At 58.9% G+C, this 26,885-nt stretch carries 21 protein-coding genes; 12 read left to right on the forward strand and 9 right to left on the reverse strand.

Annotation, left to right across the window (positions count from 1 at the left end; translation table 11 throughout):
- Positions 1–31: 31 nt before the first annotated feature.
- From J5M58_RS04100 to J5M58_RS04115, 4 genes are all read left to right on the forward strand, one after another.
- Positions 32–601: a GNAT family N-acetyltransferase gene (locus tag J5M58_RS04100; protein WP_112253591.1), complete on the forward strand. Its 570-nt coding sequence runs from the start codon at positions 32–34 to the stop codon at positions 599–601.
- A 94-nt stretch (positions 602–695) separates the two neighbouring features.
- Complete coding sequence (gene tesB, locus J5M58_RS04105; RefSeq protein ID WP_112253590.1) at positions 696–1,565, forward strand: acyl-CoA thioesterase II; 870 nt, start codon at positions 696–698, stop codon at positions 1,563–1,565.
- Positions 1,562–2,152: an HAD family hydrolase gene (locus J5M58_RS04110; protein ID WP_207877245.1), complete on the forward strand. Its 591-nt coding sequence runs from the start codon at positions 1,562–1,564 to the stop codon at positions 2,150–2,152. The genes tesB and J5M58_RS04110 overlap by 4 nt, the downstream gene beginning before the upstream one ends.
- A gap of 163 nt (positions 2,153–2,315) precedes the next feature.
- A complete protein-coding gene (locus tag J5M58_RS04115) occupies positions 2,316–3,326 on the forward strand; it encodes an NAD(P)-dependent alcohol dehydrogenase (RefSeq protein ID WP_112253588.1) in 1,011 nt (336 codons plus the stop codon).
- A 149-nt stretch (positions 3,327–3,475) separates the two neighbouring features.
- On the opposite strand, the gene J5M58_RS04120 is transcribed toward J5M58_RS04115, so the two are convergent.
- Positions 3,476–4,183: a FadR/GntR family transcriptional regulator gene (locus tag J5M58_RS04120; RefSeq protein ID WP_112253587.1), complete on the reverse strand. Its 708-nt coding sequence runs from the start codon at positions 4,181–4,183 to the stop codon at positions 3,476–3,478.
- 261 nt (positions 4,184–4,444) lie between these two features.
- Here J5M58_RS04120 and J5M58_RS04125 point away from each other — a divergent pair, with 261 nt between their 5' ends.
- From J5M58_RS04125 to J5M58_RS04140, 4 genes are all read left to right on the forward strand, one after another.
- The gene (locus J5M58_RS04125; RefSeq protein WP_112253586.1) at positions 4,445–5,797 is read left to right on the forward strand and encodes an MFS transporter; all 1,353 of its coding nucleotides are present in this window, start codon (positions 4,445–4,447) and stop codon (positions 5,795–5,797) included.
- 19 nt (positions 5,798–5,816) lie between these two features.
- Positions 5,817–7,163 (forward strand): glucarate dehydratase, encoded by a 1,347-nt coding sequence (gene gudD, locus J5M58_RS04130; protein WP_112253585.1) that lies wholly within the window; start codon positions 5,817–5,819, stop codon positions 7,161–7,163.
- A 419-nt stretch (positions 7,164–7,582) separates the two neighbouring features.
- Entirely contained in the window at positions 7,583–8,974 is a 1,392-nt protein-coding gene (gabP, locus tag J5M58_RS04135; RefSeq protein WP_112253584.1) for a GABA permease, read from the forward strand.
- A gap of 143 nt (positions 8,975–9,117) precedes the next feature.
- A complete protein-coding gene (locus J5M58_RS04140) occupies positions 9,118–10,161 on the forward strand; it encodes a YhcG family protein (RefSeq protein WP_207877247.1) in 1,044 nt (347 codons plus the stop codon).
- 7 nt (positions 10,162–10,168) lie between these two features.
- Here J5M58_RS04140 and J5M58_RS04145 read toward each other — a convergent pair whose 3' ends face one another.
- Complete coding sequence (locus J5M58_RS04145; protein ID WP_207877249.1) at positions 10,169–11,038, reverse strand: LysR family transcriptional regulator; 870 nt, start codon at positions 11,036–11,038, stop codon at positions 10,169–10,171.
- 295 nt (positions 11,039–11,333) lie between these two features.
- Between J5M58_RS04145 and J5M58_RS04150 the strand changes: the two genes are divergently transcribed.
- Positions 11,334–12,872, forward strand: a complete 1,539-nt coding sequence (locus J5M58_RS04150; protein WP_207877251.1) for an MFS transporter — start codon at positions 11,334–11,336, stop codon at positions 12,870–12,872.
- A 67-nt stretch (positions 12,873–12,939) separates the two neighbouring features.
- Here J5M58_RS04150 and J5M58_RS04155 read toward each other — a convergent pair whose 3' ends face one another.
- Entirely contained in the window at positions 12,940–13,815 is an 876-nt protein-coding gene (locus J5M58_RS04155) for a WYL domain-containing protein (protein WP_207877255.1), read from the reverse strand.
- A gap of 120 nt (positions 13,816–13,935) precedes the next feature.
- On the opposite strand from J5M58_RS04155, the gene J5M58_RS04160 reads away from it, so the two are divergent.
- A complete protein-coding gene (locus J5M58_RS04160; protein WP_112253580.1) occupies positions 13,936–14,208 on the forward strand; it encodes a hypothetical protein in 273 nt (90 codons plus the stop codon).
- Between the two features lie 194 nt (positions 14,209–14,402).
- A complete protein-coding gene (locus tag J5M58_RS04165; RefSeq protein ID WP_112253579.1) occupies positions 14,403–14,963 on the forward strand; it encodes a hypothetical protein in 561 nt (186 codons plus the stop codon).
- Positions 14,964–15,573: 610 nt separating this feature from the next.
- Here the strand turns inward: J5M58_RS04165 and J5M58_RS04170 are convergent.
- On the reverse strand, positions 15,574–16,509 hold the full coding sequence (locus tag J5M58_RS04170; protein ID WP_207877257.1) for a restriction endonuclease: 936 nt from the start codon (positions 16,507–16,509) through the stop codon (positions 15,574–15,576).
- Positions 16,510–17,055: 546 nt separating this feature from the next.
- Here J5M58_RS04170 and J5M58_RS04175 point away from each other — a divergent pair.
- Entirely contained in the window at positions 17,056–17,541 is a 486-nt protein-coding gene (locus tag J5M58_RS04175) for a hypothetical protein (protein ID WP_207877259.1), read from the forward strand.
- Between the two features lie 674 nt (positions 17,542–18,215).
- Here J5M58_RS04175 and J5M58_RS04180 read toward each other — a convergent pair.
- From J5M58_RS04180 to J5M58_RS04200, 5 genes are all read right to left on the reverse strand, one after another.
- The gene (locus J5M58_RS04180) at positions 18,216–21,233 is read right to left on the reverse strand and encodes a type I restriction endonuclease subunit R (protein WP_207877262.1); all 3,018 of its coding nucleotides are present in this window, start codon (positions 21,231–21,233) and stop codon (positions 18,216–18,218) included.
- A gap of 231 nt (positions 21,234–21,464) precedes the next feature.
- Complete coding sequence (locus tag J5M58_RS04185) at positions 21,465–22,793, reverse strand: restriction endonuclease subunit S (RefSeq protein WP_207877264.1); 1,329 nt, start codon at positions 22,791–22,793, stop codon at positions 21,465–21,467.
- A complete protein-coding gene (locus tag J5M58_RS04190; protein WP_207877313.1) occupies positions 22,786–25,185 on the reverse strand; it encodes a class I SAM-dependent DNA methyltransferase in 2,400 nt (799 codons plus the stop codon). Before J5M58_RS04190 ends, J5M58_RS04185 begins: the two co-directional genes overlap by 8 nt.
- A gap of 314 nt (positions 25,186–25,499) precedes the next feature.
- Positions 25,500–25,715 (reverse strand): hypothetical protein, encoded by a 216-nt coding sequence (locus J5M58_RS04195; RefSeq protein ID WP_207877266.1) that lies wholly within the window; start codon positions 25,713–25,715, stop codon positions 25,500–25,502.
- Positions 25,712–26,692, reverse strand: a complete 981-nt coding sequence (locus J5M58_RS04200) for an integrase domain-containing protein (protein WP_207877268.1) — start codon at positions 26,690–26,692, stop codon at positions 25,712–25,714. Before J5M58_RS04200 ends, J5M58_RS04195 begins: the two co-directional genes overlap by 4 nt.
- Positions 26,693–26,885: the final 193 nt, after the last annotated feature.

A 26,885-nucleotide genomic window follows, 5' to 3' on the forward strand; every position in this document is an offset into this window, starting at 1 on the left:
ACTGCAAGGCGGTAAAACCGGAGCACGCCCCATGACCCCAATCCTGCAACTGGAAAGCGCGCGGCTGGTTCTGCGCCAATGGCACGACGACGACCTGCGCGAGTTCGCCGCCCTGTGTGCCGACCCGCAGGTGATGCGCTACTTCCCGGCACCGCTGACACGCCTGGAGGCAGCCGCGCTGATCGGCCGTGTGCGCGGGCATTTCAATGAGTACGGCTTTGGTTTGTGGGCCCTGGAGCGCAAGGACAGCGGTGCCTTCATCGGCATGACCGGGTTGCTGCACGTGGGGTTCGATGCCGATTTCACGCCGGCGGTGGAGATCGGCTGGCGCCTGGCACGCCGTCACTGGGGCCTGGGTTTCGCCAGCGAGGCGGCGTGGACCTGCCTGCGCTGTGCTTTCGCCCAATTGCGCCTGGACGAGGTGGTGTCGTTCACCAGCGAGAGCAACCTGCCGTCGCAGAAGGTCATGCAGGCCATCGGTATGCAGCAGGACCTGAATGGCAGTTTCGAACACCCCCGCCTGCCTGTGGGCCATCCGCTGCGCCCGCATGTGCTGTACCGCATCGACCGCGCTCACTGGGAGCGTACCCTGCGCGCCTGAATGCATGGCCATGCCCGGCGCCTATGACAAACCCTGTATCATTTGCCTTCACAAGTGTGCTGTAGAAATGTGTTGCCTTGCTAGGAGAACCCCGATGAGTCATGTGTTGGACGACCTGGTCGACCTGTTGAGCCTCGAGTCCATCGAGGAGAACCTGTTCCGTGGACGCAGCCAGGACCTGGGCTTCCGCCAGCTGTACGGCGGGCAGGTACTGGGCCAATCGTTGTCGGCGGCCAGCCAGACGGTCGAGGATGCACGCCATGTGCATTCGTTGCACGGCTACTTCCTGCGCCCTGGCGATGCCAGCCTGCCGGTGGTGTATTCGGTGGACCGCGTGCGCGATGGCGGCAGCTTCAGCACCCGGCGGGTGACCGCGATTCAGAAGGGCCAGCCGATCTTCACCTGCAGCGCCTCGTTCCAGTATGACGAGGAAGGTTTCGGGCACCAGGCGCAGATGCCCGAGGTGGTCGGCCCGGAGAACCTGCCAACTGAAGTCGAGCTGGCCCGGGCCATGGCCGACCAGTTGCCCGAGCGCATTCGCGACAAGGTGCTGTGCGCCAAGCCGATCGAGATACGCCCGGTCACCGAGCGCGACCCGTTCAACCCCAAGCCTGGCGACCCGGTGAAGTACGCCTGGTTCCGCGCCGACGGCAACCTGCCCGATATCCCCGCCCTGCACAAATACATGCTGGCCTACGCCTCGGACTTCGGCCTGCTGACCACTGCGTTGCTGCCCCATGGCAAATCGGTGTGGCAGCGTGACATGCAGATCGCCAGCCTCGACCATTCGCTGTGGTTCCATGGCAACCTGCGTGCCGATGAGTGGCTGCTGTACGCCACCGACAGCCCTTGGGCAGGCAATGCCCGCGGCTTCTGCCGCGGCAGCATCTTCAATCAGGCCGGGCAACTGGTGGCGTCGTCGTGCCAGGAAGGCCTGATTCGCCACCGCAAGGACTGGGCATGAGCCTGGGCGAGCTGCGCAACTGGGTGTTCGACATGGACGGCACCCTGACCGTGGCCGTGCACGATTTTGCCGCTATCCGGGTGGCGCTGGATATCCCGGCCGAGCACGACATCCTCACCCACCTGGCAGCCTTGCCAGCGGACGAAGCGGCGGCCAAGCATGCCTGGCTGCTGGAGCATGAGCGTGATCTGGCAATTGCCTCCACAGCGGCCGCCGGGGCGGTGGAGCTGGTGCGCGAACTGGCCGAGCGTGGTTGCCGGCTGGGCATTTTGACCCGCAATGCCCGCGAGCTGGCGCATGTGACGCTGGAGGCCATCGGCCTGGCGGACTGCTTTGCGGTGGAGCACATTCTCGGGCGTGACGAAGCGGCGCCCAAACCAAGCCCGGATGGGCTGCTGAAAATTGCCAATGCCTGGGGTGTGGCACCAGGTGATCTGGTGATGGTGGGGGATTACCGGTTTGACCTTGACTGTGGGCGGGCTGCGGGGGCGCGCACGGTGCTGGTGAACCTGCCGGACAATCCGTGGCCGGAGCTGGTGGATTGGCATGCGGCCGATTGCCGGGCATTGAAGGTGATGCTGGGCTGAGTTTTTGTGTCGCCTGTGCGGGCCTCTTCGCGGGTAAACCCGCTCCCACAGGGACCGCACCGAGCTCAGGTCCAGCACTTAACCTGTGGGAGCGGGTTCACCCGCGAAGAGGCCGGACCTGTCTATGCTGAACCCCAATCTATTCCTGAACGGAGACCCACCCATGACCAGCAAGGCCATCTACGTACAACCCGGCGGCGGCTACGACAAGGTCGAGGTCGGCACCTGCGAAGCCTCTGCACCCCAGGCCGGCGAGATCACCGTGCGCCTGCATGCCAGCTCTCTCAACTACCACGATTTCGCCGTTGTCAGCGGCATGTGGGGCCCGAGCGAGCGGCGCATCCCCATGGCCGATGGCGCAGGCGAGGTGGTCGCGGTGGGTAGCGGCGTCACCGAGTTCCAGGTTGGCGACAATGTGGTCAGTACCTTCTTCCCCGACTGGCTCGACGGCCAGGCCAATGTGGAAGGCTTTGCCAGGGTGCCCGGCGACGGTATCGATGGTTACGCCCGTGAACAGGTCACCGCTCGCGCCACTGCCTTCACCCTGGCGCCCAAGGGCTTCAGCCATGCTGAAGCTGCCACGCTGACCACGGCCGGTCTCACGGCCTGGCGTGCGTTGATGAGCGACGACCACCTCAAGCCTGGCGATACGGTGCTGGTGCAGGGCACTGGCGGTGTGTCGATCTTCGCGCTGCAGTTTGCCAAGCTGGCCGGCGCGACGGTGATCGCCACCTCTTCCAGCGACGCCAAACTGGAGCGCCTGAAGGCCTTGGGTGCCGATCACCTGATCAACTACAAGAGCACTGCGGCCTGGGGTGAGAAAGTGCGCGAGCTGACTGGCAACCGCGGTGTCGACCATGTGATCGAAGTAGGTGGCCCGGCGACGCTGGAGCAATCGATGATTGCCGCGCGCATTGGTGGACATGTGTCGTTGATCGGTATCCTCACCGGCGTGGCCGGGCAGTTGCCGCTGGTGCAGGCGCTGGTACGGCAGATTCGTCTGCAGGGCGTGCTGGTTGGCAGCCGCGCCCAGCAACAGGCGATGGTGCGGGCAATCGATGCCAACGGCCTGCGGCCAGTGGTGGACAAGCATTTCGAGCTGGAGCAGATCGTCGACGCATTCCGTTATCAGGAGAGCAACCGGCATTTCGGCAAGATCTGCCTGACCTGGTAACCAGGGCCCGACGCGGTTCTCTTTGTAGGAGCGGCCTTGTGTCGCGAAAGGGCTGCGAAGCGGCCCCAGCAATTTTTGCATCATCGCTGAAATCCTGGGGCTGCTGTGCAGCCCTTCGCGACACAAGGCCGCTCCTACAGGGGATCGTGTCAGGCCTGTTCGGGCAGTAGTCGGTCGCGGCTATTGGACAGGTGCAGGCACACCGCCGCCCGCGCCGCGTCCGGGTCCCGCCGGCGGATGGCATTGAGGATCGCCTCATGCTCGAGGTTGGCCAGGTATGCCTGCCGCGCCAGCTTCGCCCCGCTGCGTTCGGCCAGGGCCATGCGATTGCGCGGGATCAGGCCGTTGCCCAGCTGCAACAGCATTTCAGTGAAGTACAGGTTGCCAGTGGCCTCGGCAATCAGTAGGTGAAAGCGCCGGTCGGCCTCGATACAGCTGTCACCAGCGGCGGCCAGGTCCTGGTAGTCATCCAGCGCCTGACGCATGCGCGCCAAGTGCCCCTCGTCACGGCGTAGCGCGGCCAGGGCGGCGGCCTGGCCTTCCAGGCCGATGCGCAGTTCCAGCAGGTCGCGCACATTGGCTGCGCTTTCCGCCGCGATGCGCAGGCCGGCCTGGGCCTGGCGCTCCATCACGAACGTACCGATACCGTGGCGTGGCTCAACCAGCCCCGAGGCCTGCAGTTTGGACAAGGCCTCGCGAACCACGGTGCGGCTGACCCCATGCTCGCGCACCAGGCTGTTCTCCGAGGGCAACTTGTCGCCTGGCTTGAAGGTACCCAGCAGGATCTGTTGCGTCAGGCTGGAGACCAGGTCATGGGCGCGGCTGTGGCCGCGTTTGTGAGCTTGTTCGATGGCCATGGCGGGGTCCGATTGTTGTTGTGCTTGTACGACAAGTTAATCGATGAAAATATTTTTTGCCGATTTTTCTGACGCTCAAGCCCACCAGTAGCCTGTAGGTTTTTGCAAGATATGAGCATATAGGCATTGTAGTAGCTTGTATTTTGCGATTTTGCCGATCTTGCTCATCTTGTCGTACAACTAAGCTGCGCATATGCTCCTCCCCACTGCCATGTCAGACAACCTCGACCCGCACAAAAACAATTAGTGGGAGATCCGCAAGTGAACGATACCCTCGCTCCGTCTGCCCGAAATGAAGGCGACGCCCTGGCCAGTGCTGTGGCCAAGGTCAAGCGCCACGTCCTGCCGCTGTTCGTCATCATGTTCATCGTCAACTACCTGGACCGCGTCAACATCGGCTTCGTCCGCCCGCATCTGGAAAGCGACCTGGGCATCAGCGCGGCGGCCTATGGCTTTGGCGCCGGCCTGTTCTTCATCGGCTACGCGTTGTTCGAGGTGCCCTCGAACATGCTGCTGCAGAAGGTCGGTGCACGGCTGTGGCTGACCCGCATCATGTTCACCTGGGGGCTGGTGGCCACGGCCATGGCCTTCGTGCAGAACGAAACCCAGTTCTACGTGCTGCGCTTTCTGCTGGGCGTTGCCGAAGCGGGCTTCTTCCCCGGGGTGATCTACTACTTCACCCGCTGGCTGCCGGCCGCCGAGCGTGGCAAGGCGATTGCCATCTTCCTCAGTGGTTCGGCATTGGCGTCGCTGATTTCCGGGCCGTTGGCCGGTGCACTTATGCAGATTCAAGGCCTGGGCCTGCATGGCTGGCAGTGGATGCTGTTCATCGAAGGCATGGCCTCGGTGACGCTGTGCTTCTTCGTGTTCTTCTGGCTCGACTCCAGGCCGCAGGACGCCAAGTGGCTGAGTCAGGCCGAGCAGGATGCACTGGTGGCCGCCATCGATCGCGAGCAGCTTGAGCGCGAAGCGGTCGGCGCGGTCAGGCCATCGGCCTGGAGCCTGCTCAAGGACCGCCAGATCCTGCTGTTCTGCCTGATCTACTTCTGCATTCAGCTGACCATCTATGCCGCCACGTTCTGGCTGCCGAGCATCATCAAGCGCATGGGTGACCTGAGCGACCTGCAGGTCGGCTTCTTCAACTCAATCCCGTGGCTGATTTCGATTCTGGCCATGTATGCCTTCGCCGCCGGTTCGGCGCGCTGGAAGTTCCAGCAGGCCTGGGTGGCAGGTGCGCTGGTAATCGCAGCCATCGGCATGTTCATGTCCACCACGGGTGGGCCTGTTTTCGCCTTTGTCGCGGTGTGCTTCGCGGCCATCGGTTTCAAGTCGGCGTCGTCACTGTTCTGGCCGATCCCGCAGGGCTACCTGGATGCCCGCATCGCCGCTGCGGTGATCGCGTTGATCAACTCGGTCGGCAACCTCGGCGGCTTCGTCGCCCCAACCACCTTCGGCCTGCTGGAGCAGCAGACCGGCTCGATCCAGGGCGGCCTGTACGGCCTGGCGGTGACCTCGGTGCTGGCGGCCATTGCCATCTTCTTCGTACGCACTCGCCCAAAGGGCGTCCCTTCCGATGACCTCAAGGCCCCCTCGGCCCTGGGTCAGAGCCATTGATGACCGCGAGACAACAACCATGAACATGCAGACCCTTCACACCAGCACCCCCGTGGTCACCGACCTGCGCGTGATCCCCGTCGCCGGGCACGACAGCATGCTGCTAAATCTCAGTGGTGCCCATGGCCCGTTCTTTACCCGCAACGTGGTGGTGCTGCGCGACAGTGCCGGCAAGACCGGGCTGGGCGAGGTGCCCGGCGGCGAGAAGATCCGCCAGACCCTGGAAGACGCCCGCAGCCTGGTGATCGGCCAGCCGATCGGCCATTACCAGCGCGTGCTCAATGCCATGCGCCAGACCTTCGCCAACCGTGATTCGGCTGGTCGTGGCCTGCAGACCTTCGACCTGCGCATCACCGTGCATGCGGTGACGGCCATCGAGTCGGCGCTGCTCGACCTGCTCGGCCAGCATCTGGATGTGCCGATGGCCGCACTGCTGGGCGAAGGGCAGCAGCGCGAAGCGGTGAAGATGCTCGGTTACCTGTTCTACATCGGCGACCGCCAGCAGACCGACCTGGCCTACCGCAACGAAGCCGATGCCGAGGACGACTGGTTCCGCCTGCGCCACGAAAAGGCCCTGACCGCGGACGCGGTGGTGCGCCTGGCCGAGGCCGCCAAGGCGCGCTATGGCTTCAGCGACTTCAAGCTCAAGGGCGGGGTGTTGCGCGGCGAGGAGGAGATGGAAGCGGTAACGGCACTGGCCGAACGTTTCCCCGAAGCACGCATCACCCTCGACCCGAATGGTGCCTGGTCATTGAAGGAGGCCATTGCCCTGTGCCGCGACAAGCACGATGTGCTGGCCTACGCCGAAGACCCATGCGGTGCCGAGAACGGCTACTCGGGCCGTGAGGTGATGGCCGAGTTCCGTCGCGCCACCGGCCTGCCCACCGCCACCAACATGATCGCCACCGACTGGCGGCAGATGGGCCATGCGATCCAGCTGCAGTCGGTGGACATTCCGCTGGCCGACCCGCACTTCTGGACACTGCAGGGTTCGGTCCGGGTGGCGCAGATGTGCAACGACTGGGGGCTGACCTGGGGCTCGCATTCCAACAACCACTTCGATATCTCGCTGGCGATGTTCACCCAGGTAGCAGCTGCGGCACCGGGTGAAATCACTGCGATCGACACCCACTGGATCTGGCAGGACGGCCAGCGCCTGACCCGCGAACCGCTGCGCATCGTCGACGGGCATGTGCACGTGCCGGCACGGCCGGGGCTGGGGGTGGAACTGGATGAAGACCAATTGGCCAAGGCCCATGAGTGCTACCGCAACATGGGGTTGGGCGCGCGGGACGACAGCGTGGCGATGCAGTTCCTGGTTCCGGGGTGGAGCTTCGATAACAAGCGACCTTGCCTGGTGCGTTAAGACTGCTGGCCTCTTCGCGGGCTTGCCCGCTCCCACAGGTGCACCACAGGTTTGAGGGGTGTGGAGTACCTGTGGGAGCGGGCGAGCCCGCGAAAGGGCCAGTACAGCCACAGCACACCCAAATGAAAAACAAAAGCTCCAGACGGCCCGGTGGCGCGATCGGGCATGCCATTCGCGACATCCGGCGTTAATGGAAACGCCCTGTCGTGATCGAACAGTTCCGGGGCGTTCTCGTGTAATTTCCCGCAGCCCTGGGGGGCTTAAATGAAGCCCGACCTGCGCTGACACGTTGCTCTGTGACGCGTGCCAAATATCAACAACAGAGCGCGAGCAACCTGTCGACTTATTGATTTCAAAGGAGATATTTTCGCCTACGCCTGCCCGTCCATCCTTGTGTCAGCAAAAAGAGAACAACATCAATGAACACCGTGGGATCTGATGGCAACCTTGCACAAGGTTTCAAGCCACGTCATGTAACGATGCTGTCCATCGCCGGCATCATCGGCGCCGGACTTTTCGTCGGCTCTGGCCACGCCATCGCGGCAGCTGGGCCAGCTACCATAATTTCCTATTTCGTGGCCGGGACCCTGGTGGTACTGGTCATGCGCATGCTCGGCGAAATGGCCGTGGCACACCCGGACACCGGATCGTTTTCCACCTACGCCGAGCAGGCCATCGGCCGCTGGGCCGGCTATACCATCGGCTGGTTGTACTGGTGGTTCTGGGTACTGGTAATCCCGATCGAAGCACTGGCCGCCGGGCATGTTCTGAATGCCTGGTTCCCGCAGGTGGACAGCTGGATCTTCGCCCTGGCCTCGGTGCTGCTGCTGGCCGGTACCAACCTGTTCAGCGTGGCCAAGTACGGTGAGTTCGAGTTCTGGTTCGCCATCCTCAAGGTCACGGCCATTCTCGGCTTCATCGGCCTGGGCTTCGCTGCGCTGATGGGCTGGCTGCCCAACCGCGAGGTCAGCGGCCTGAGCGGCCTGATGGCCGAGCACGGCGGCTTCGCGCCGAAGGGCTGGTCGGCCGTGGTCGGTGCGTTCATTACCGTGATGTTCAGCTTCATCGGCACCGAAGCGGTGACCATCGCAGCTTCCGAATCCAGCGACCCGTCGCGCAACATCGCCAAGGCTACTCGCTCGGTGATCTGGCGCATCAGCACCTTCTACATCCTGTCGATCTTCGTGATCATTTCGGTGGTGCCGTGGAACGACCCGCAGCTGGCGGTGGTGGGCTCCTACCAGCGTGCGCTGGAGATCATGAACATCCCCAACGCTGCCTTCATGGTCGACCTGGTGGTGCTGGTGGCAGTGACCAGCTGCATGAACTCGTCGATCTACATCGCCTCGCGGATGATGTACTCGCTGGCCAAGCGCGGTGATGCGCCGGCCATGCTCAACAAGACCTCCAAGGTGGGTGTACCGCGTGCTGCGGTGTTCGGCAGCACTCTGATCGGCGCGGCCATTGCCATCCTCAACTACTTCGCGCCGAAGGGCGTGTTCGAGTTCCTGCTGGCCAGCTCCGGCGCCATTGCCTTGCTGGTGTACATGGTCATCGCCATTTCGCAGCTGCGCATGCGCCGCCGCCTGGAGCGGGAAAACACCGAGCTGAAGTTCCGCATGTGGCTTTTCCCGTACCTGACCTGGGCGGTGATCCTGTTCATTGGCGGGGCATTGGCGGTAATGATGTACACGCCTGAACACCGGGCAGAAGTGAGTTCGACATTGGGCCTGGCGATCGTGATTTCCTTCCTGGGGATCGTGACCACGCGGGGCAACGCGCAACCGGTGGGGGTGCGCTCGATGGGGTGATTGAGGTCACCTGGCGGTAGGGCAAAGGGCACCAGTGGATGGTGCCCTTTGTTTTTTTGAAACACTTGTTCGGTGTTGTTGACGCTCGAACGGCGGCTCACCGGGCGTAGACTCCCTTTCGAATTCATAAAGGGAGTCGATGCATGAGCGCTGAACAACAAGACCCACAAGCGCCGCCGGCCCTTACTTTGGTAAAGGATGACCGTTTTGAGGAAGTGCTGGCGTTGATTCAAGGCGCCAGGCAGCGGGTGGCGCAGGCGGTCAATACTCAGTTGATCGATTTGTACTGGCAGGTGGGAGCCTACATTGGTCGAAAGCTGGAGAGGGCTGAATGGGGGGATTCGGTGGTAAGCCAGCTGGCTGCTCACCTTGCTCAGACGCAGCCGGGCCTACGTGGTTTTACCAGGCCTAACCTGTTTCGTATGCGTCAATTCTATGAGGCGTATCGCCACGATGAGAAAGTCTCAGCACTGCTGAGACAATTGCCGTGGACTCATAATTTGACGATCCTCAGCCAGAGCAAGCTTCCCCAGGAGCGCGAGTTCTACCTGCGCATGGCAGTACAGGAAAAGTGGTCAAGCCGAGAATTGGAAAGGCAATTCAAGGCCTCGCTTTTTGAGCGCAGCGTCGCAAGCCCAGCGAGGGCTTCGGCAGCACTGCGGCAGGACTACCCGGCAGCCATGGAGGTTTTCCGAGATGCCTACATGGTCGAGTTCCTCGGCCTGCCTAGGGACCATGCCGAAGCAGACCTGCATGGCGCATTGATAGACCGGCTAAAAGAGTTCCTGAGCGAACTGGGCCGGGATTTCTGCTTCGTCGGCTCTCAATATCCACTTCAGGTTGGCGGCCGGGATTTCGCACTGGACTTGCTGTTCTTCCACCGTGGTCTCAACTGCCTGGTAGCGATCGAACTGAAGGTTGGTCGCTTCGAGCCCGAGTACCTGGGCAAGCTCGATTTTTATCTTGAGGCGCTGGATCGCAATGAGCGTAAGCCTCATGAAAACCCTGCCATCGGCGTGTTGCTATGTGCAAGCAGGGACGACGAGGTGGTCGAGTACGCACTTAATCGCAGTTTGTCTCCAGCGCTGATTGCGGAGTATCAAACGCGCTTGCCGGACAAGGCACTGCTGCAAGCCAAGCTGCATGAGTTCTATGCCTTGGGCGCTGCTGAGGAACAGGGCGCATGAGCACCCATCAAATGCCGCACTTCACGCTTTCCACATAACGCATTACTGCCGGCGCTTTCTCGAAGCGCCGGTGGATCAGGCTAAGCCACGAGCTGGCCTGGCAGTCTATAATCCGCCGGTAGTTCACCTGCGGCAGGCTGATGCGTTGCACCACCGACTCTGGTACCACTGCGATGCCTTGGCCGAGTGACACCAGGGTGATCACCGCCACCAGGCTACCTGGCTGGGGGCCGAGCCTCGGGACGAAACCACCTTGTGCGGCCACCTCCAGCGTGCCGGAGATCTGTTCGGGCAGGATGAAGGTTTCATTGGCCAGGCGCGAGGCCGGTATCTGTGGCACTTCATTGATCCGCGAGCTGGCGGGCAGGGCGAGGACGAAACCTTCCTGGTGCAAGGCGATGGTTTCGAGTTCTTCCGGCAGATCCATCGGCGAGCGCACATAGGCAAGGTCGAGCAGGCCATCGCGGACCATGCCGGGCAGTTCGGCCATCGGCAGTTCGCGAATGTTCAGGCGCACGCCGGGGCAGGTTTCGCTGTAGCGGCTGACCTGCTGCTGGAGCATGCCCGAGTACGCGGCCGAGGCCACATAGCCGAGTTCGATACGCCCGCTTTCGCCACGGGCGGCCCGTTGCGCGCCCAGTTGTGCAGCATCGAACTGGCGCACGGCATGTTCGGCCTCGATAAACAGGGCCTGGCCGGCGGCGGTGAGGTTGACCTCGCGCTGGTTGCGCTCGAACAGGCGTACGCCCAGTTCGCGCTCCATATCCTGGATCTGCCGGCTGAGGGTGGGTGGGGCAATGCCCAGTTGCTCGGCGGCGCGGGTGAAGTGACCGTGGCGGGCGACGCAGAGGAAGTAGCGGAAATGGCGGATTTCCATGGGTGTTACCTGCAGGGTAATGACGCGGGTCGCCGGGGCTAACAAAGCTCGGGGTCGGCGGCGTTATGGTGAAGCCAACACTACAAGGCTGGTGGCTTGGCGGCAAAGGCTGCCTGGGGATTGCAGGGGACCACTTCGCGGCCCATCGCAGGCAAGCCAGCCCCCACAGGTGCAGCACAACCTTCGAAAGCGATGCCGTACTTGTGGGAGCTGGCATGCCTGCAAAGCAGCCCCGGCGATATTGCAGCTAAACGGCACTCTCCAAGCCAACCAGCTCAGCTTCCGGAGCCTCACCATGCCCTCTGCGCGTTTCACCCTGCTCACCGCTTCCTTGGTCTGCGCCCTGATCATCCTCGACACCAACATCGTCGCGGTCAGCCTGCCCAGCATCGCCCGCGACCTGTCCGGCTCGTTCGCCGATATCGAATGGCTGGTCAGCGCCTACCTGCTGGCCTTCGCCGCCTGCCTGCTGCCTGCCGGCAGCCTGGCCGACCGCTTCGGCCGGCGGCGCATGCTGCTGCTCGGCCTGGCCCTGTTCGGCGTCGCCTCGCTGGCCTGTGGCGCGGCGCCAAGCCTGCTGTTCCTCGACTTGGCCAGGGCCGCCAAGGGCGTTGGTGCGGCGTTGCTGCTGACCTCGGCCCTGGCCGCGATCGGCAACCGCTTTCACCAGCCCCAGGAACGCATGCGCGCCTGGGCCTTCTGGGGCGCCTGCATGGGCGCCACCATTACCTTTGCGCCGTTGCTGGGCGGGCTGATAGCCAGCACCCTTGGCTGGCGCTGGATCTTCTACATCAACCTGCCGCTGGTGGCAGTGCTCGCAGTGATGGTGCTGCACAGTGTCGAAGAGTCCCGTGACAGCGCTGCGGCCCGGCTCGACCCATGGGGCAGCCTGACTTTCGCCGGCAGCCTGGGTTACCTGATCTGGGCGATGATCGATGCCAACCAGGTAGGCTGGGGCAGTGCGCAAACCTTGGGGCGGCTGGTGATCAGCGCCTTCCTGTTCGGCCTGTTCGTCATGGTCGAGCGCAGCCAGGAACGACCGATGATCGACCTGCGGCTGATGCGTAGCGGGCGTTTCGTCGGCGCCTTGCTGGGCATGTTCGCCTACGCAGCCTGCGCCCAGGTGATGATGACCCTGCTGCCGCTGTATCTGCAGAACGGCCTGCAATTGCCGGCCTTGGCCGCAGGAGCTGGCATGCTGCCGTTTGCCGTGGCCATGCTGCTTACGCCACGCCTGGGCATGCGCCTGGCTGCGCACTTGAGCCCGGCGCAGGTGTTCGCACTTGGCCTGGTATTGGTCGGGGTGGGTAACCTGCTATGTGCCTGGGCCACGCAGCGGGGCGGTTACGGTGCGTTCGCCCTGGCCAGCCTGGTGCTGGGTGCTGGCGCCGGGCTGCTGAATGGCGATACGCAGAAGAACATCATGGCTTGCGTACCGCGTGAGCGTACCGGCATGGCTTCGGGGTTGAGTACAACCACGCGGTTCGGGGCGATCGTGCTGGCCATCGCTGGGCTGGGTGGTGTGCTGGCTGCACGTAGTGAGCAGTTGCTGCATGACTCCGTGGCTGCCGTGGCGCCTGGGCAATCGGGCCAGGTTGCGGCAATGGCTGCGCGGGTTGCCGCTGGTGATTTGCAGGCGGCATTGGCGTTATTTGAGCCCGGGTTGCGGGAAGCGGTGGCACCCTTGGCCCGCCAAGCGTTCATCGGGGGCTTCGAAGCCGTGTTGCAGGTCGCTGGTGTGGCGGCGCTGCTGTTCGCGATGCTGGTTGGCGTGTTGCTGAGCCGACCGCTGCCAGCCATGCCGGAGGCGCTGCTCGCTGAAGGGCAATCATGAAGCGAACGCAGGAGCACTACGATACAGTGACTGGGGGCATCAAGCCCCTGGTCGCGGCATTCGACAATCAGTCATTCAACAGCCATGGCTTCAGTTCCTTGAGGTTGCTCACCACCAGCTGCTGCGCCTCGGGCAGTACTGCAAGGTTGCGGTGGTCGATCTGGTAACGCTGCAACACGTACTTCACCAGTGCCCTGCGGCTGGGCACCACCAATTGCCCCTGCGTCATGCCGAAGTCGGTTTCGATGATTGCCTTCTGCGCCGCGTTCAATCGCCCGTCAGGTTCGAAGATCACGGGCACCTCGACATTCCAGTCTTCATCCTGCTCGCGCGTGTTCGGCGATTGGTCGAGCAGGTCTGGCTGCCCGCGCAGGCGGCTGAGCACGAAATCGCGATACTGGCCGTTCTTTTCGCAGTAAGCCCGCACGTGCCAGCGCATGCCGGTGTAGACCAGCGTGTGCGGAGCGATAAGGCGTACCTCGACGTTAGGGGTGTTGAAGGACACGTATTCGGTTTCCAGGCGCAGGCCTTCACGGCAGGCCTTGAGCAAGGGGCGCAGCACCTCCGGGCGTATAGGCCGGTCTGGCACCTCCAGCACCCGGGTATGCGCATAGGCCAGTGCCAGCCCATCGATGTGCGGAGCTCGCTCATTGTTCTGGTAAAGCAGGTGCAGGTAGGCGCTGGCGCTGTCATCGATGAACAGCGGTTTGAAGTGCTTGCCTGGTACATAGCCCTTGAGCTGCTTGTCATATGTCAAGTTTTTGGGCGCATGTTCGCTGATGTAGGTATTGATGTCCTTCGACGCCTGCTGGCGGCTGATGCCAAAGCTCTGCATCAGGTGGCCCGTGGTCAGCCGGCCTTCCCACCAGGCAACGGTCTCGATCAAACGATAGCGAAGTGCCAGGTCCCAGCGTACCTGCTCGATGGATTGCTTGCGTTTCATACCCTCTCCATGTGCGCGATTACTTTACCTGTATAAGTCTACATTCTAGACCTGTCGTCAAACACTACATATCGTGATTCTGTCATTCGAAATGAATTGAAGTCACGAAAGGAAGTGGACATGACTATGTCTGAAGCGGTTTCGACAGGGGCGTTGGTGTTGATCGGGGTAATCTTGGTGGTGCTCCTGGTGCAGTACCTGAGGTTGCGAGAAATCTGGCACCTGGTTCTCGCCTGCCGCCAGGACGCGCGTTGGGCGCGGATATGGGAGATGGAAAATCGGGAGCTACGCTCGGCACAGCGTGCCGACAAAGCGCACATCGCGCAGCTGCAAAACAAGCTGGTGCTTTTGCAGAACCGGGTCTCTGCGGAAGTGTGGAAAGGGGAGGCATGAACACACTGGAACGGATCAAAGGTTGCGCTAGTGACCTGGGTAGCTGAGATGCCTATAAAAAGTAGACCGATCCGTCAAGATGCTGGCCAAGTGTTTTTGCAACTTTATGTTGCAGGTGCCAATCAGTATCATTAAGATTTGTACTCCAGGACGCAAGGAGAGCACTGTCCATATAAAAAGAAGGTCAAAAAAGAATGCTGAAAATGCTCCTCGTGTATGTCCATCTGCTCGCCACCTGTATTGCCCTCGGTAGGGTCTTGCTTGCCGATCACAAGCTTTGGAGTTGGCGCAAGGAAGCGTTGGATCAGGCAAAGCATGAGTACCTGGAAGAAACCAGGAAAATTGCCACCCTCGCGTTACTGGCTCTTTGGGGCAGTGGTCTGCTGTTGATACTTCAGGGGTATCTTCTCGAAGGCGCGGCGTATTTGCTCAACCAGAAACTCTGGGCCAAGGTTGCGGTTGTCGCGCTGCTGACGTTGAACGGTGGTCTGTTACATCGCATCGGCTTCCCGTTGTTGCAGAAAGCCCCTTTCGTATTGTTACCAGGTTCCGACCGCGGTCGCCTTGCACTATTGGGGGCTTTCTCTATGAGTGGTTGGCTGTTCGCGGCTTTTTTAGGGGTGGCCCGAGCCTGGAACCATGTCATGCCATGCATGCATGTGATGGCGGTGTTCACGGCATTCGCTTTGCTGGCTTGTATCGTGGCGCTTGTGGTCGCCTGCACGGCAGCTAGCATGGAAACTACGGCTTCATAGAGGCTGTGACGCAACTCAAGCGTCAATAGCATGAAACTTCCCGCAGTGCAGGAACCAGTCAGCGTTTCACTCTGACCTGCACCCTGTTGAAGGCTGTACCTCTTCTGAAGTTCGCTCGACAAGGAACTAATCTGACACGCCGAAAAAGTGAAGTTCACTTCACCGAGACGAACGCGCTTGGTTGAAACGCCTGTAGTGGCAAAAAATTCCCAGCAATTCCCCACACCGCGTTGGACTCTTCGCGGGTAAACCCGCTCCCACAGGAAGGCGCGAACCGCCTGAATCAACATCGCCTGCCGGGCTACGGCTTCAGCATAGAGGGCGTAGTCTTAGGCCATCAGGATCGTGTCTATCGGTGAGTGGAGGGGGTGAGGAAACGCCCTGCGCGAAAGGGGCAAAATCTGATTTTCTGAGCTTGCACACCTCAAAATTCAGACACAAAAAAAGACGCCCGAGGGCGTCTTCTTCTTTGGGATTTGGTGGGCCGGGGTAATTTGAAACAAGTCGGTATCTATCTGTTTTGGCTAGTGAATAATTTGTTTTCAACTTGCCTGGAATACCAGTTGGAACGCTGCGTGGCCTGGATTCCGATGGACAGTAATTTTTGAGCTCAGCCAAGCGACTCATCAAAGTAGTCGCTGTCGAGCCTTGGCACCTTGTAAAGCTGCGAGCTGACTCCGACCTCGTGATCCAACATCAGATTGACCAAGCGTTTACCGTCGACCAGTACAAGCCCTTCGACCGATAGCGCGAACTCAACTGCTTGGGCGGTGAAGCCAGAGGTAGTTATGAATACGCCGCGTTTGGCTTTCTGTCCTGCCAGGGCGCCATAGAACGCCTGCAAATCGGGGCGGCCTACTGTGTTCTGCCAGCGCTTGGCCTGCACGTAGACTTTCTCCAGACCCAGCGCGTCGAGCGAGATCACGCCGTCGATTCCGCCGTCACCACTACCGCCGACCTGCTGCAGTGCCTGACGGTTCGCTCCGTAGCCCAAGCTGTGCAGGACGTCGAGTACGATGTGCTCGAAGCGCGTCGGGCTCGCTTGCAACAGACTGTCCAGCAGATCGCCCGCGACGCTGGTGCGCAGTTCTAGGATGGCTTGATTCAGGCGCTCCTGCGGGCTGCTAGTTGCGAGGTCAGTCTTGGTAATAGGCGCTGGAGCGTCATTTCCTTCATCCAGCGAGGTGGCATCCGGCGCTGTCTTCAGCTTTACGCTCATGAAGTTCACTGCTAGATGCTCGATCTGCTCTGGGCTCAACGGGGCAGGGTTGGCTTGGGCGAATGCGCGGCCGATGTCAGTTAGCTGCCAGTAGCCACGCTTTGCGCTGCTGGAATAGCCGGCGCGCTTGAGCCGATCATGCGCCCAGCCGGAGCGGTTCTTGTAAGTAGCTTGGCCGCTGGCGATGGTCTCCTGCCGCTGTGCCTCGCTCAGACCAAGTGTCAAGGCAGCTGCTTCATGGGCCTCGCCCGCGATGGCGCCTTCCGGGTGGGCAGCGAGAAAACGCAGGATGGGCTCGATGAACTGGTCGTAGGTTGGGACAGGCATGGTTTGCTTCTTCCTGATAAAAAGCTTAGTTCGGCCTAGCAGTTCGACGCCTGTGCTTTGCCTTGGGCGCGGCAGTGCGCTGGGTTTTGCTGCGGTTCCAGTAATGCGCTGGCGGGTTCGTCGTTCGGGTCTTGGGGAGGGGCAATTCACTGCGGAAGGTTTTGGCCAAGATACTTTGAGTCAGCTAGTCCACTCTGTGCGCATATCCCGCACTGCGGGTGCCTAAGCGGAGGTAGCTTAACCAAGGTGAGGCGGTTTTGGCCATCGCAGGAGGCCATTTCGAGAGGCGGTTGTATTTAAGCCCGGATGTTCCGCCTTGCAGGTCGCGACTGTTCTTGGTCCCTTCTTGGGCAACACCATTGGAAGCCGCTATCACATGCTCGCCTGCCCTGCAGGTAACTTGAGCAAAAGCTTTGCCTTGGAGGTGGCTTTTTGGAATCATGTTGCGTGATCGATGACGAACCTCTTGCAGTGAGAAATAAGAGTAAGTCAACCGCATCGCCGTAATTTTTCCTCTCTGTTGCCTAGAGCTATAATTTTGGCTAATTGCTTGATGAAGAGGAAAAATATGATTTCAGTTCAACGTGGTTAGGAGTTGGTTTCGTGGGGAAAGCTTTGGAAGTCGCTAACATAGTTTCGTCTGTTGCAACTGCCGTTGTGGCAGCGTTGGCGCTCTCTTTTAGTGTGTGGCAATTTAACGAGGGTCAAAAGCTGGCGCAAGAAAATTTGGATAGTGAGAGGGAGGCAAAGGCTGTAGAGCTATTTATTAAGTTCAATGAAATGAAAGAGGAAATGGAAAGTAAGTCGACTGCAGGTTCGGCAGGTGTTGATTTTTGGCGCGAAAATTCTCTTCTTGGTATTACAGAGTCGCTGTATAACTTGACTCAAGGCAATGATAAGTGGGAGTCTACCATTGACTGGATGCTGGGGATGCAAAAGGATTTCTTGCAGGAACGTGGGGTCAACTGCAATACCTACTCCTCCGAGTTCATAGAGTTTTTGAAGTCCGGTGGACCAGTAAAGTGCTCATAACTTTATGAGTTAATTAATCGGTTAGTCCATCGGCGGAAGGACTTACCGAAGGGGGCGTCGATGGAGCGCCTACGACGCGAAACAGAGGACCAGTTTGACGAACTGGTGTTCGAATTCCTTTGGGAATTTCTCTGAGCTGGCCACAAAAAAGTTTATTTGCTAGCGCTAGCGTGTGTTGCCTTTGTATGCAAGTGGGGCTGGAGCATCGAAGTGGCGCTCAACAATATAGCGATTGAAGGAGCACTTTCCGAACTTCGATCATATGAGCGCCACCTAGGACGTGTGATAGCGGCCAGGAAGCGGATCGGTGAAACCTTCAGCGCACAATGCCAAGTTCGGCATCATCCAGCAGCGCTTTGCCCAAGGCGCAGAGGTAGTGCGCAGCCCTGGTCAGATTGGTTTTGTCTTTCATAAAGCGGTCCCTGGTCAGGTCTCTGCATAGCCGCTGTGAGTCGTTGTCCCCTACGGATGTCTCCACCCGCAGGTTCAAAGCTCACACAGGTTATGTACTTGTCGAAACGCTGCGAAGGCCCAGCCTCTGTTGACTTTGCAAAGAGTCGATCACCGTGAGCCTGTATCGGAGTACCGTTGCGCACGATGAATGTCCCAAGTCTGTGACTCAGTATTAGCCGTATCGACCGGACATGTTTAATCGCACCGAGCTTGCACATGTCTCAGTCCAGCATGCCCCTCATGCTCTGCTGTAGCGAAGACTTGAGCGCCGCATCACTTGCTACCAGGCGGTAGAGCTCTAGGTCCTGGCGGCGGCGTATTAGCATGACTTCCTCGAAAATCTTCTCAAACGCCAGTGCACGATGGTCTTCGTCTTGGCTATTTTGGTACTTGGGCTCAAAGTCGGGATGCTCCTGAATGCCTTTTAGAATGCTCAGAAACTTTACGCGCTTTTCTTCCGTGGTAACCCCCCAGCCCTGGAACCAACGCTCGTTGAAACTCTGGATGATTTGGTCCAGCGGGTCTTTTTCCTGTTCACCGCCATGCACCCCACGCGGGTTGGGGTTTGCTGGGTCCAGCTCGGTTTCTGCGTCATCCAGCCCAATGCTGTGGTTCAACTTAACCCGTTCCAGCCCATAGGACGCCAGGTCAACCGAGTTGAGCAGAGCGTCGATTTCGTCGGCGTCTTTGTCCTGAACTTTTAGTTTCGGAATCAGGAACTTAAGGAACCAGAACAGCTTTTCCCAGGCCACAATCTCGTACGGCATGATCGAGGCCATCTGGCCGTAGATCTTCACGAACTGCTTGGCCTTGATCTTGAAATCGACCTTGGCCTCATCCTCTAGCTCTAGTTCCACGTCGAAACGCTCAGCGGCGATATCAATCAGCACCGCCAGCTTTTCAGCATCGACGTTGTCGAAATACTGCGTGGCGAATGCCTCCACCTCCGGCCACTCGTATACGCCGACCTCGTCCAGCTGGTCCTTGAGTTCGTGCAGCACATTGATATCCGTTGCGCCGGACAGGCTGGTGGCCGTGTAGAACGGGTCGAAGGAGGCTTTGATGTCTTCCACCTGGTTGAAGAAATCCAGAACGAACAGGTCTTCAGTCTTCTTGCCCCACTTTGGAGCGGCACGATTGAGGCGCGAGAGCGCTTGCACGGCGAGCACGTACTGCAGCTTCTTATCCACGTACATGGCACACAGCTTAGGCTGATCGAAGCCGGTCAGGTACTTGTTGGCCACCACTAGCAAGCGATACTCGTCGGTTTCGAACTTGTCACGAGTGTCCGCTTCGGCGAAGCCGTTGATGCCGGCTTCAGTGTATTCGATACCATCAACCAATTTTTCGCCGGAGAAGGCAATTAGCGCCTTGAACGGGTTGCCGCGCGCCGCCAGCAAGCGGCTGATGGCCTTGTGATAACGGATGGCGGCTTCGATGTTCTGAGTGATGACCATGCCCTTGGCCTGGCCTTTGAGCTTTTTCGGCGTGACCACCTGCTCAATAAAATGCTCCAGCATCACCTCGGCCTTAACGTCGATGGTCTGCTGGTCGCGTTCGACATAGGCGCGTAGCTTCTTCTGCGCTTTCAGCGTGTCAAACAGCGGATTGTCCTCAATGGACTTCTGAATTTCGTAATAGCTGCGGTATGTGGTGTAGTTGGCCAGCACGTCGAGTATAAAGCCCTCTTCAATGGCTTGTTTCATCGAGTACAGGTGGAAGGGCGCAAAGCGGCCATCGGCCTGCCGCTCGCCGAACTTCTCCAACGTGCTGTTCTTCGGTGTAGCGGTGAAGGCGAAGTACGAGGCATTACCGCGCATCTTGCTGTTCTTGATGGCGTTGAGAATCTTCTCCTGAGTGTCGTCTTGCTCGTCGCCGCCCATCACCTTGTTCATCGTGCCATGGCTGCTACCGTCCTGCGAGCTGTGTGCCTCGTCGATGATCACGGCAAAGCGCTTGCCGGCCATGTCGTCGATACCATCCACGATCACCGGGAATTTCTGGATGGTGGTAATGATAATTTTTTTGCCCTGCTCCAACGCCTGCTGGAGGTCGGAGGACTTCAGCGCCGGAGCGATGATGTTTTTCACCTCGGAGAACTCGCGTAGGTTCTCGCGCAATTGCTTGTCCAGCAGGCGGCGGTCGGTAACCACAATCACCGAGTCGAACAGAGGCACATCTAGAGCGCGCGCGCCGACCACCTCCTGAGACGCCGGATAGGTTTCTATCAACTGATATGCCGCCCAGGTGATGGAGTTCGATTTGCCTGAGCCGGCCGAGTGCTGGATCAGGTAGCGCTGACCCACGCCATGCTGGCTGGCATGCGCCACTAGGCGGCGCACCACATCCAGTTGGTGGTAGCGCGGGAAAAACAGCGTACGCTTGGCCAGTGGCATCTTGCTGCTGCCGTCCAGGCGCACGAAGTGTTGGATGATGTTGGCCACACTTTCGCGGCTGAAAATCTCCTGCCACAGGTAGGAGCTTTTGTGCCCGGCGGGGTTGGGTGGGTTGCCAGCCCCGTGGTTATGGCCCTTGTTGAATGGTAGGAAGAAGGTCGCGACACCGGCCAACTTGGTGGTCATGTAGACCTCGTCGGTGTCTACCGTCATGTGCACTAGGCAGCGGCCGAATTGCAGCAACGGCTGGTCTGTGTCGCGGTTCTGCTTGTACTGCTTTTGCCCGTGATAACGGGCGTTCTGGCCCGTCCAGGGGTTCTTCAGCTCCAGCGTGGCGAAGGGCAAGCCATTGATAAACAGCACCAGGTCGATTTCTTCCAGTGGATTACTCATGGAGTAACGCACTTGGCGGGTGCTGCTAAAGATATTCGCCGCAAACTGCTGTTTGACTCGCTCCGAACTGCTGGCAAGCGGCGCGGGGTACATCAGGTTAAGGTGCACGTCGTCGATGGCCAGGCCGCGCTTTAGCAGGTGAAGCACACCGTACTTCTTCGCCAGCCGGTCGAAGCGTTCGAGGATGCGTAGATCCCAGTCGTCGTAGCGCTGCTTGAGACGATCCAAATCATCGCCTTGGCTGGCCTCAAAAAATTGCCACAAGCAATGGCTATCCACGGCATAGTGGGCATTGAAATCCTGAGCTCGGCCAAGTCGATACCCGTGGTTGTGGCCCGCCGGCACTGGCGCCGCGCTGTCACGGACCAGCGCCTGCTCTTCTAGGCAAGTACCTGTGAGGTATTTCTCGATGCCAGCTTCCAGCGCCTGTTCGTTGGTCTTGCTTACCATGCCGGCTTCCTTATGCCTGTTCTTTCTATCTCTGCCAGGCTAGCCCGGCGTAGGGTGCAAATGTCTATAACTACCCAGCCAACGGGGGCAGACATTCGTCGCTACCCCACCTGACTTACCACTAACCCATGGATCCACTCGACAGCAAAACCATTAACAAAGCTGGGCGACAGCCTGCTGCATTTCTAACAGTTCGGCATACTCGTCTAAGCAGTTGCTGCTGGGCATCCATCAGGCCACTTCCATATCTTGAGTTTCCGGCTCCGACACGCCCGGCACCTTGATCTTGCCGGTCACGGCGCTATTGATCAGGGTGACTTTGTATTCTTTGAGTTTGGTGATTTGTTGTTCAAGTAAATCGAGAGCTTTGTTCAGCTTCTCCGACTCAAGACCAAGGTGCGCCACTATTGCGTCCTGTTCCTCACGGCTTGGGAAACCAATTTCCATAGACATAAACATATGGCTGTAAAAGCGCAGGCGTGAAGAGTGTAGTCCCGTTGAGACTTTATTGTAGTGCGCAATATAAGTCGTGGTTTTCAGGAGCATCTCAAGGTACTGCGGATTTAATGTGCCGTGATTCAGTTGCCTGTAAACCCCATAGGCCGAACTAACAATGCCAGCCCGATCAGAAACGCCAAGCGCGCCCATCCACGCCCACATGATGTTGAATATAAGATCATCTTTTTGGCAGGTCTTTGATCCGGTATAATCCTCAGACATAAACATTGTCACATTCTTTTCTGAGCGAGGCGTTACCCCAGTCAGATGAGAAACTGAGAGAAGTTCTTGCTGCCCGTCGGGGGATCGCTCATCGACTTCTCGGAAAATATACTTGGCTCGCTTTATCGACCAATGCGACGGAATTTCGCCAATCCATTCGATTTCGGAGTTCCGCATGGGGGCACGCGGATTAAGACCGCGGGTTACGGTATGCTGGATCAGTATCTGCTTGCGCTCTTTGAGTAGTTCGATCTGACGCTCCTTGGTCTGAACCGCCTGATCAATTTGCGCAGTTTTGACAGATAAAAATCGAGAAATAAGCTTCTGCTCTTGAATTGGCGGATTGAGTGATTTAAAAGCCAGAAATACTTCCTTCGGGATGGTGTTTCTCAAGCCTTTGTACAGAAATCTCAGTCGCTTTCCTGAGTCAAGACTTAGGTAAAGGTATTGAAGATATTCTTCGTCAAATTTTTTGCGTGGCCGGAACACCGTGTAGGCGCCCGTTATCATTCCATGCAACGAGGAAAGGCCAATGGTTCTAGGCGTTTCCTCGACATCGAACAAGCAGAAAACAAAGTCGCCAGGAGTGACCTCTTGGTAGGTATTAAACTCTGCAGGAAACTTTCCTTCTGGATTGTCCATGTCGCGTTTGATAATTCCACCTAGAGTGAGCGACAGAAGCGTATAACGGCTGGAATTCTTGCCAACAAGATTTTTTTTAAGATCAAAAATGTACTTGTTTGCCAGGGTTTTCCAGTGTGCAGGAACACTTCCATAGCACTCAACGCCGGAGTCGCGATAGTTCTCATAGGTCGGGAGAGATCTGAGAGATTTAGACATTTTTGACTCCAGAAACCTCGTCAAGAGGCACGCCCAAAATTTCCGCAATCAACCCTTCCGCCTGCTGCTCCAGCGCCACTATCTTCCGAGCCACTTCGTGCATGCTGGGCAGAGTTTGGTGCTTGTAGAAGTATTTGTTGAAGCTGATCTCGTAGCCGATCTTCACCGACTCCAGATTGATCCAGGCCTCGGCGACATGGGGCACCACTTCGGCCTTGAAGAAGCGGTGGATGGAATCGGCCAGGGGGATGCTTTCGCTGTCGCGCAGGTCACTATTGGATTCGTAGGTTATAAATTCGCCGGCCCTGTCGCTGGGGTAGTAGCCGAAGTCCGGTAGGTCGGCCTCGCGGCAGTCCAGCCGCTCTAGCAGCGCGGCCAACTCGGAGCGGTCAAATTTCTCCACCTTTCGGATGACCTTGGCGGCGTTTTCGTCGTACCAGCTCACTGCATTGAGCACCTGATTGCGCTCACTGGCACCGAGCTTGATGCAGGCCTCTTTGCTCAGTTGTTTAAGCGCCTTGTCCACCTGTTTGGCGAACAGGTTGAAGTCGTCATATTCCTCGCTGCCGATGGCTTGCATCAGGTAGTTGGCCACGGTGACCAGCAGGGACTGCTTGGCCCATGTTTCCAGGCTCAGCAGCTTTTTGCGCTGCTTGGCGTTGAGCTCCAGGCCTTGTTCTTCACACCAGGCAAGGATGGCTTTTTCATGGGTGGTCAAGGTAGCGTCCTGATACACCGCCTCGCCCCACTCTTGGTAAATCCACTGCATGGGTTCGCGCAGAGCCTTATCGAAACGTAGGGTTTCTATGCGCTCGGCGCTGAACTGCGCCTTGCGCCGGTCTGGGCGTTCGATGCTGACCTTGTGGTAGCCGAAGTCGCGGTTATCAAACACCTGCGCGGCAATGCCGTCGCCACCGGCCGGGCGGTCGAAGCTGGCTAGGTCGAGGTAGGTTTGGGTGATCCGCTCGATATGCTCAGGGGCAAGTTCACAGTTTTTGTTGCCGAGGTTTTTGCGCAGTTTGCGGTAAAGCAGGCTGGCATCGATCAGTTGCACCTTGCCTCGGCGCTGCGCCGGCTTGTTGCTGGAGAGCAGCCAGATATAGGTGGTGATGCCGGTGTTGTAGAACAGATTGTTGGGCAACTGGATGATTGCATCAAGCAGATCGTTTTCAATCAGATGTCGGCGGATATTGCTCTCGCCACCACCGGCGTCGCCGGTAAACAGGCTGGAGCCGTTATGCACCGAGGCGATTCGCGAGCCGAGGCCGCTGTCGCCGGGAACTTTCATTTTGTTGACCATTTCCATCAGAAACAGCAACTGGCCGTCGCTGGAGCGCGGGGTGGCGTCCTGCAACTCGGTCTTTCCCCAATAGTCTGCGAGGCTAACCTTGAAGCGCGGGTCGATCACGTCGCCACCGTCTTTGATAAACTTCTGTTCGCTGGCCCAACTTTTACCGTAGGGCGGGTTGGACAGCATAAAGTCGAAGCGGCTACCGGCAAATTCGTCCACCGAAAGGGTGGAGCCAGGGCGGATGTGAGCAGGGTTGTTGCCCTTGATCATCATGTCCGACTTGCAAATGGCATAGGTCTCGTCGTTGATCTCCTTGCCATAAAGGTGAATGTCGCGCTGGATGGCCGAGTCCGGGTATTTTTCTTCGATAAAATTCTGCGACTCGGTGAGCATGCCTCCACTGCCGCAGGCCGGGTCGTAGATGGTCATCACGGTGGGCAGGCGGTCCTTGATCGGGTCGAAGACCAGGTGGGTCATCAGCTCGATCACTTCGCGCGGGGTGAAGTGCTCGCCGGCTTCCTCGTTGTTCTCTTCATTGAACTTGCGAATCAGCTCCTCGAACACATAGCCCATGCCCAAGTTGCTCAGGGCTGGCAGGCGGTTGCCTTGAGGGTCTTCGCTGTCGTGCGGGGTGAGGTTGATGGTGGGCGAGGTGAATTTTTCCAGTACGTCAAGCAGCACATCTTTGCTGGCCATGTGGCGCATCTGTGACTTGAGATTGAAGCGCCGGATGATGTCTTTGACGTTGTCGCTAAAGCCGTCGAGGTATTCCTCAACGTTGCTCAGGAGGATCTGCTGGTTGTTGGTGGCGGTCTTCTGCAGTTGGCTTAGCGTCCACTTGCTGGTGTTGTAGAACACATAACCGGAAGCGGCACGCAGGGCGCTGTCGTCCAATTCGGTCTGGCTCATTTCATTTTGCTGAAAGGCTAGCTCTTCCATTACCTTGACCTTGCTCGCCTCCAGCAGGGCATCGAGCCGGCGCAGCACCACCATAGGCAGGATGACGTCACGGTATTTTCCGCGTACATACACGTCGCGCAGGCAGTCGTCGGCAATCGACCAGATAAATGAAACCAGTTTGTTGTGGACCGCGTGGTTCAACTGCAGATACTCCAAATCAAAGCGCTGAATGGCAGCGCTGCTAGGGCGGTTGTTCCGCACCCATGTGTAAGCTAAGGAGCGCATCTTAACTAATGCAGAGGGGCTTTTGGCGGTGGAGATGCAAGCGGATGGGGAACCAGCCTGCTAGGTTAGGGGGGAGAGGATGCTCGTGACCAGTTGTTGGATAGCATGGAGAAGCGGTTCGGTGATCAACTATCGTGAGAGAGCATTCGCCCAACTCACGTTGAATCGCACTAACGGGGAAAAATCCATGATTTTTCTAGTCGACGAGTGAGCAGCAGCACTGTCAGCAATTAGTAGTATTGCGTCGCCTGAGTGCGCTCGGCTAGACGATGATCGAGAAACCAAGCAACGTGCTTTCTCTGCCAAGCCCAAGGCGTTTTTCGCTGCCAGCGCTTTGCAATTTCAGCCTGGATGATTATTGCCTGTCGCACATGGCGTTGTCGCGTCGTGTGGGACCCGGTCAGCACGCCAGCCAAGAATAACTCCATATCGAATGGCTTGCTCATGACCGTCCTCCAATGTAGGCCGCGACCACATTGATCCGACCGTGCCCCAGCTCATGGCTGATTTGCCTTCTGGCCTCACGATCTAGGTGCCTATCTACCTGGCAACATTGGCCGCCACTGATTGGCGCGGGGTGTTGGGTGATTTGCTCGTAGCGCTCACATGCGTAAGCTGCTCGTAGCTCATGGAAGCCTTTGAGGTTCTGTGCATGCAGGATGTACCGTGCCGGGCGGACGATGTTCTGCAGAACGTCAAAGTAGCTTTCGTGTGGCGCAATCAAGTTGCGGCTGCCCTCAGGCAACACCCGCTCTGCAAATCTAAGCGCACCTAGAACATGCACATCCATCGAAATCCAACGTGGTGCCGAGGCGCCGGCGCGGCCGCCCTTGGTGCCATCCTGAATGTTAATCCTGCCTAGGTCGTTAGCCTCACGGCATAGCCGTGGCAGGTCAGCCAAGATGGCCTCACGCAAGCGCATGCCGGTGGCTCGCGCCAACAGAACAATTGCGGCGGCCCGTTGCTGATGATTGCGGCAAAGCGCATCGACGATTTGTTTAACCTGTTCGCGTTCTTGGCCCTGCGGCACTGAGTGGCGAATCCCGGTGCGCTGAATACCCAACGCCTTGCTCGGACTTGGCAATTTCACAAACTGATCAGCGCGAAGCGCCGCCATGGTCCTGTTAACGCTGGATAGCCGGTTTTGTGCGGTGCTGACAGCGAGCTCACCGCTCCTAACCACGTCGCGCAGATACGCCGCATAGTCAGCCAACACCTTCCGATCAATCTGCCGCGCATCATTAATACCAGGCCCATGTTCGGAGCGGCACCACTTCACGAATGCCTGCCACCGATCACAGTGCGCCTTGACCGTGCCGTAGTGGCCTCCGCCAAACATGTCTTTCAGCGCCTGCGGTCCTGCGTAGCTCAGTTGCCTGCCGTAGCCGAAATTGCGGCCATCGCGTCTACCCACCAATGCCATGTCGGTCACCTCATCGTCCGATCTCCGATCCTCGCCCCACGTCATCCCGCCAAGAATGCTGAGTGTTATCAGGGATCAAGGCCCCTGCGACCTGTGGGGGATGTCCACTACGCGGGACTGGCGGCTCCTTACGTCCGGGAGCTAGGGCATCTCATGATCTGGCCTCCTTAACACCGTTGCCGGTGGGCGGGTG

The organism is Pseudomonas sp. 32_A, assembly GCF_017490905.1.
In the GTDB taxonomy this organism is placed as follows: domain Bacteria; phylum Pseudomonadota; class Gammaproteobacteria; order Pseudomonadales; family Pseudomonadaceae; genus Aquipseudomonas; species Aquipseudomonas inefficax.

Coding starts and splice junctions, on each gene's coding strand:
- J5M58_RS04100 (WP_112253591.1), top strand. CDS start 32: ATGACCCCAATCCTGCAACTGGAAAGCGCGCGGCTGGTTCTGCGCCAA.
- tesB (WP_112253590.1), top strand. CDS start 696: ATGAGTCATGTGTTGGACGACCTGGTCGACCTGTTGAGCCTCGAGTCC.
- J5M58_RS04110 (WP_207877245.1), top strand. CDS start 1,562: ATGAGCCTGGGCGAGCTGCGCAACTGGGTGTTCGACATGGACGGCACC.
- J5M58_RS04115 (WP_112253588.1), top strand. CDS start 2,316: ATGACCAGCAAGGCCATCTACGTACAACCCGGCGGCGGCTACGACAAG.
- J5M58_RS04120 (WP_112253587.1), bottom strand. CDS start 4,183: ATGGCCATCGAACAAGCTCACAAACGCGGCCACAGCCGCGCCCATGAC.
- gudD (WP_112253585.1), top strand. CDS start 5,817: ATGAACATGCAGACCCTTCACACCAGCACCCCCGTGGTCACCGACCTG.
- gabP (WP_112253584.1), top strand. CDS start 7,583: ATGAACACCGTGGGATCTGATGGCAACCTTGCACAAGGTTTCAAGCCA.
- J5M58_RS04140 (WP_207877247.1), top strand. CDS start 9,118: ATGAGCGCTGAACAACAAGACCCACAAGCGCCGCCGGCCCTTACTTTG.
- J5M58_RS04145 (WP_207877249.1), bottom strand. CDS start 11,038: ATGGAAATCCGCCATTTCCGCTACTTCCTCTGCGTCGCCCGCCACGGT.
- J5M58_RS04150 (WP_207877251.1), top strand. CDS start 11,334: ATGCCCTCTGCGCGTTTCACCCTGCTCACCGCTTCCTTGGTCTGCGCC.
- J5M58_RS04155 (WP_207877255.1), bottom strand. CDS start 13,815: ATGAAACGCAAGCAATCCATCGAGCAGGTACGCTGGGACCTGGCACTT.
- J5M58_RS04160 (WP_112253580.1), top strand. CDS start 13,936: ATGACTATGTCTGAAGCGGTTTCGACAGGGGCGTTGGTGTTGATCGGG.
- J5M58_RS04165 (WP_112253579.1), top strand. CDS start 14,403: ATGCTGAAAATGCTCCTCGTGTATGTCCATCTGCTCGCCACCTGTATT.
- J5M58_RS04170 (WP_207877257.1), bottom strand. CDS start 16,509: ATGCCTGTCCCAACCTACGACCAGTTCATCGAGCCCATCCTGCGTTTT.
- J5M58_RS04180 (WP_207877262.1), bottom strand. CDS start 21,233: ATGGTAAGCAAGACCAACGAACAGGCGCTGGAAGCTGGCATCGAGAAA.
- J5M58_RS04185 (WP_207877264.1), bottom strand. CDS start 22,793: ATGTCTAAATCTCTCAGATCTCTCCCGACCTATGAGAACTATCGCGAC.
- J5M58_RS04195 (WP_207877266.1), bottom strand. CDS start 25,715: ATGAGCAAGCCATTCGATATGGAGTTATTCTTGGCTGGCGTGCTGACC.
- J5M58_RS04200 (WP_207877268.1), bottom strand. CDS start 26,692: ATGGCATTGGTGGGTAGACGCGATGGCCGCAATTTCGGCTACGGCAGG.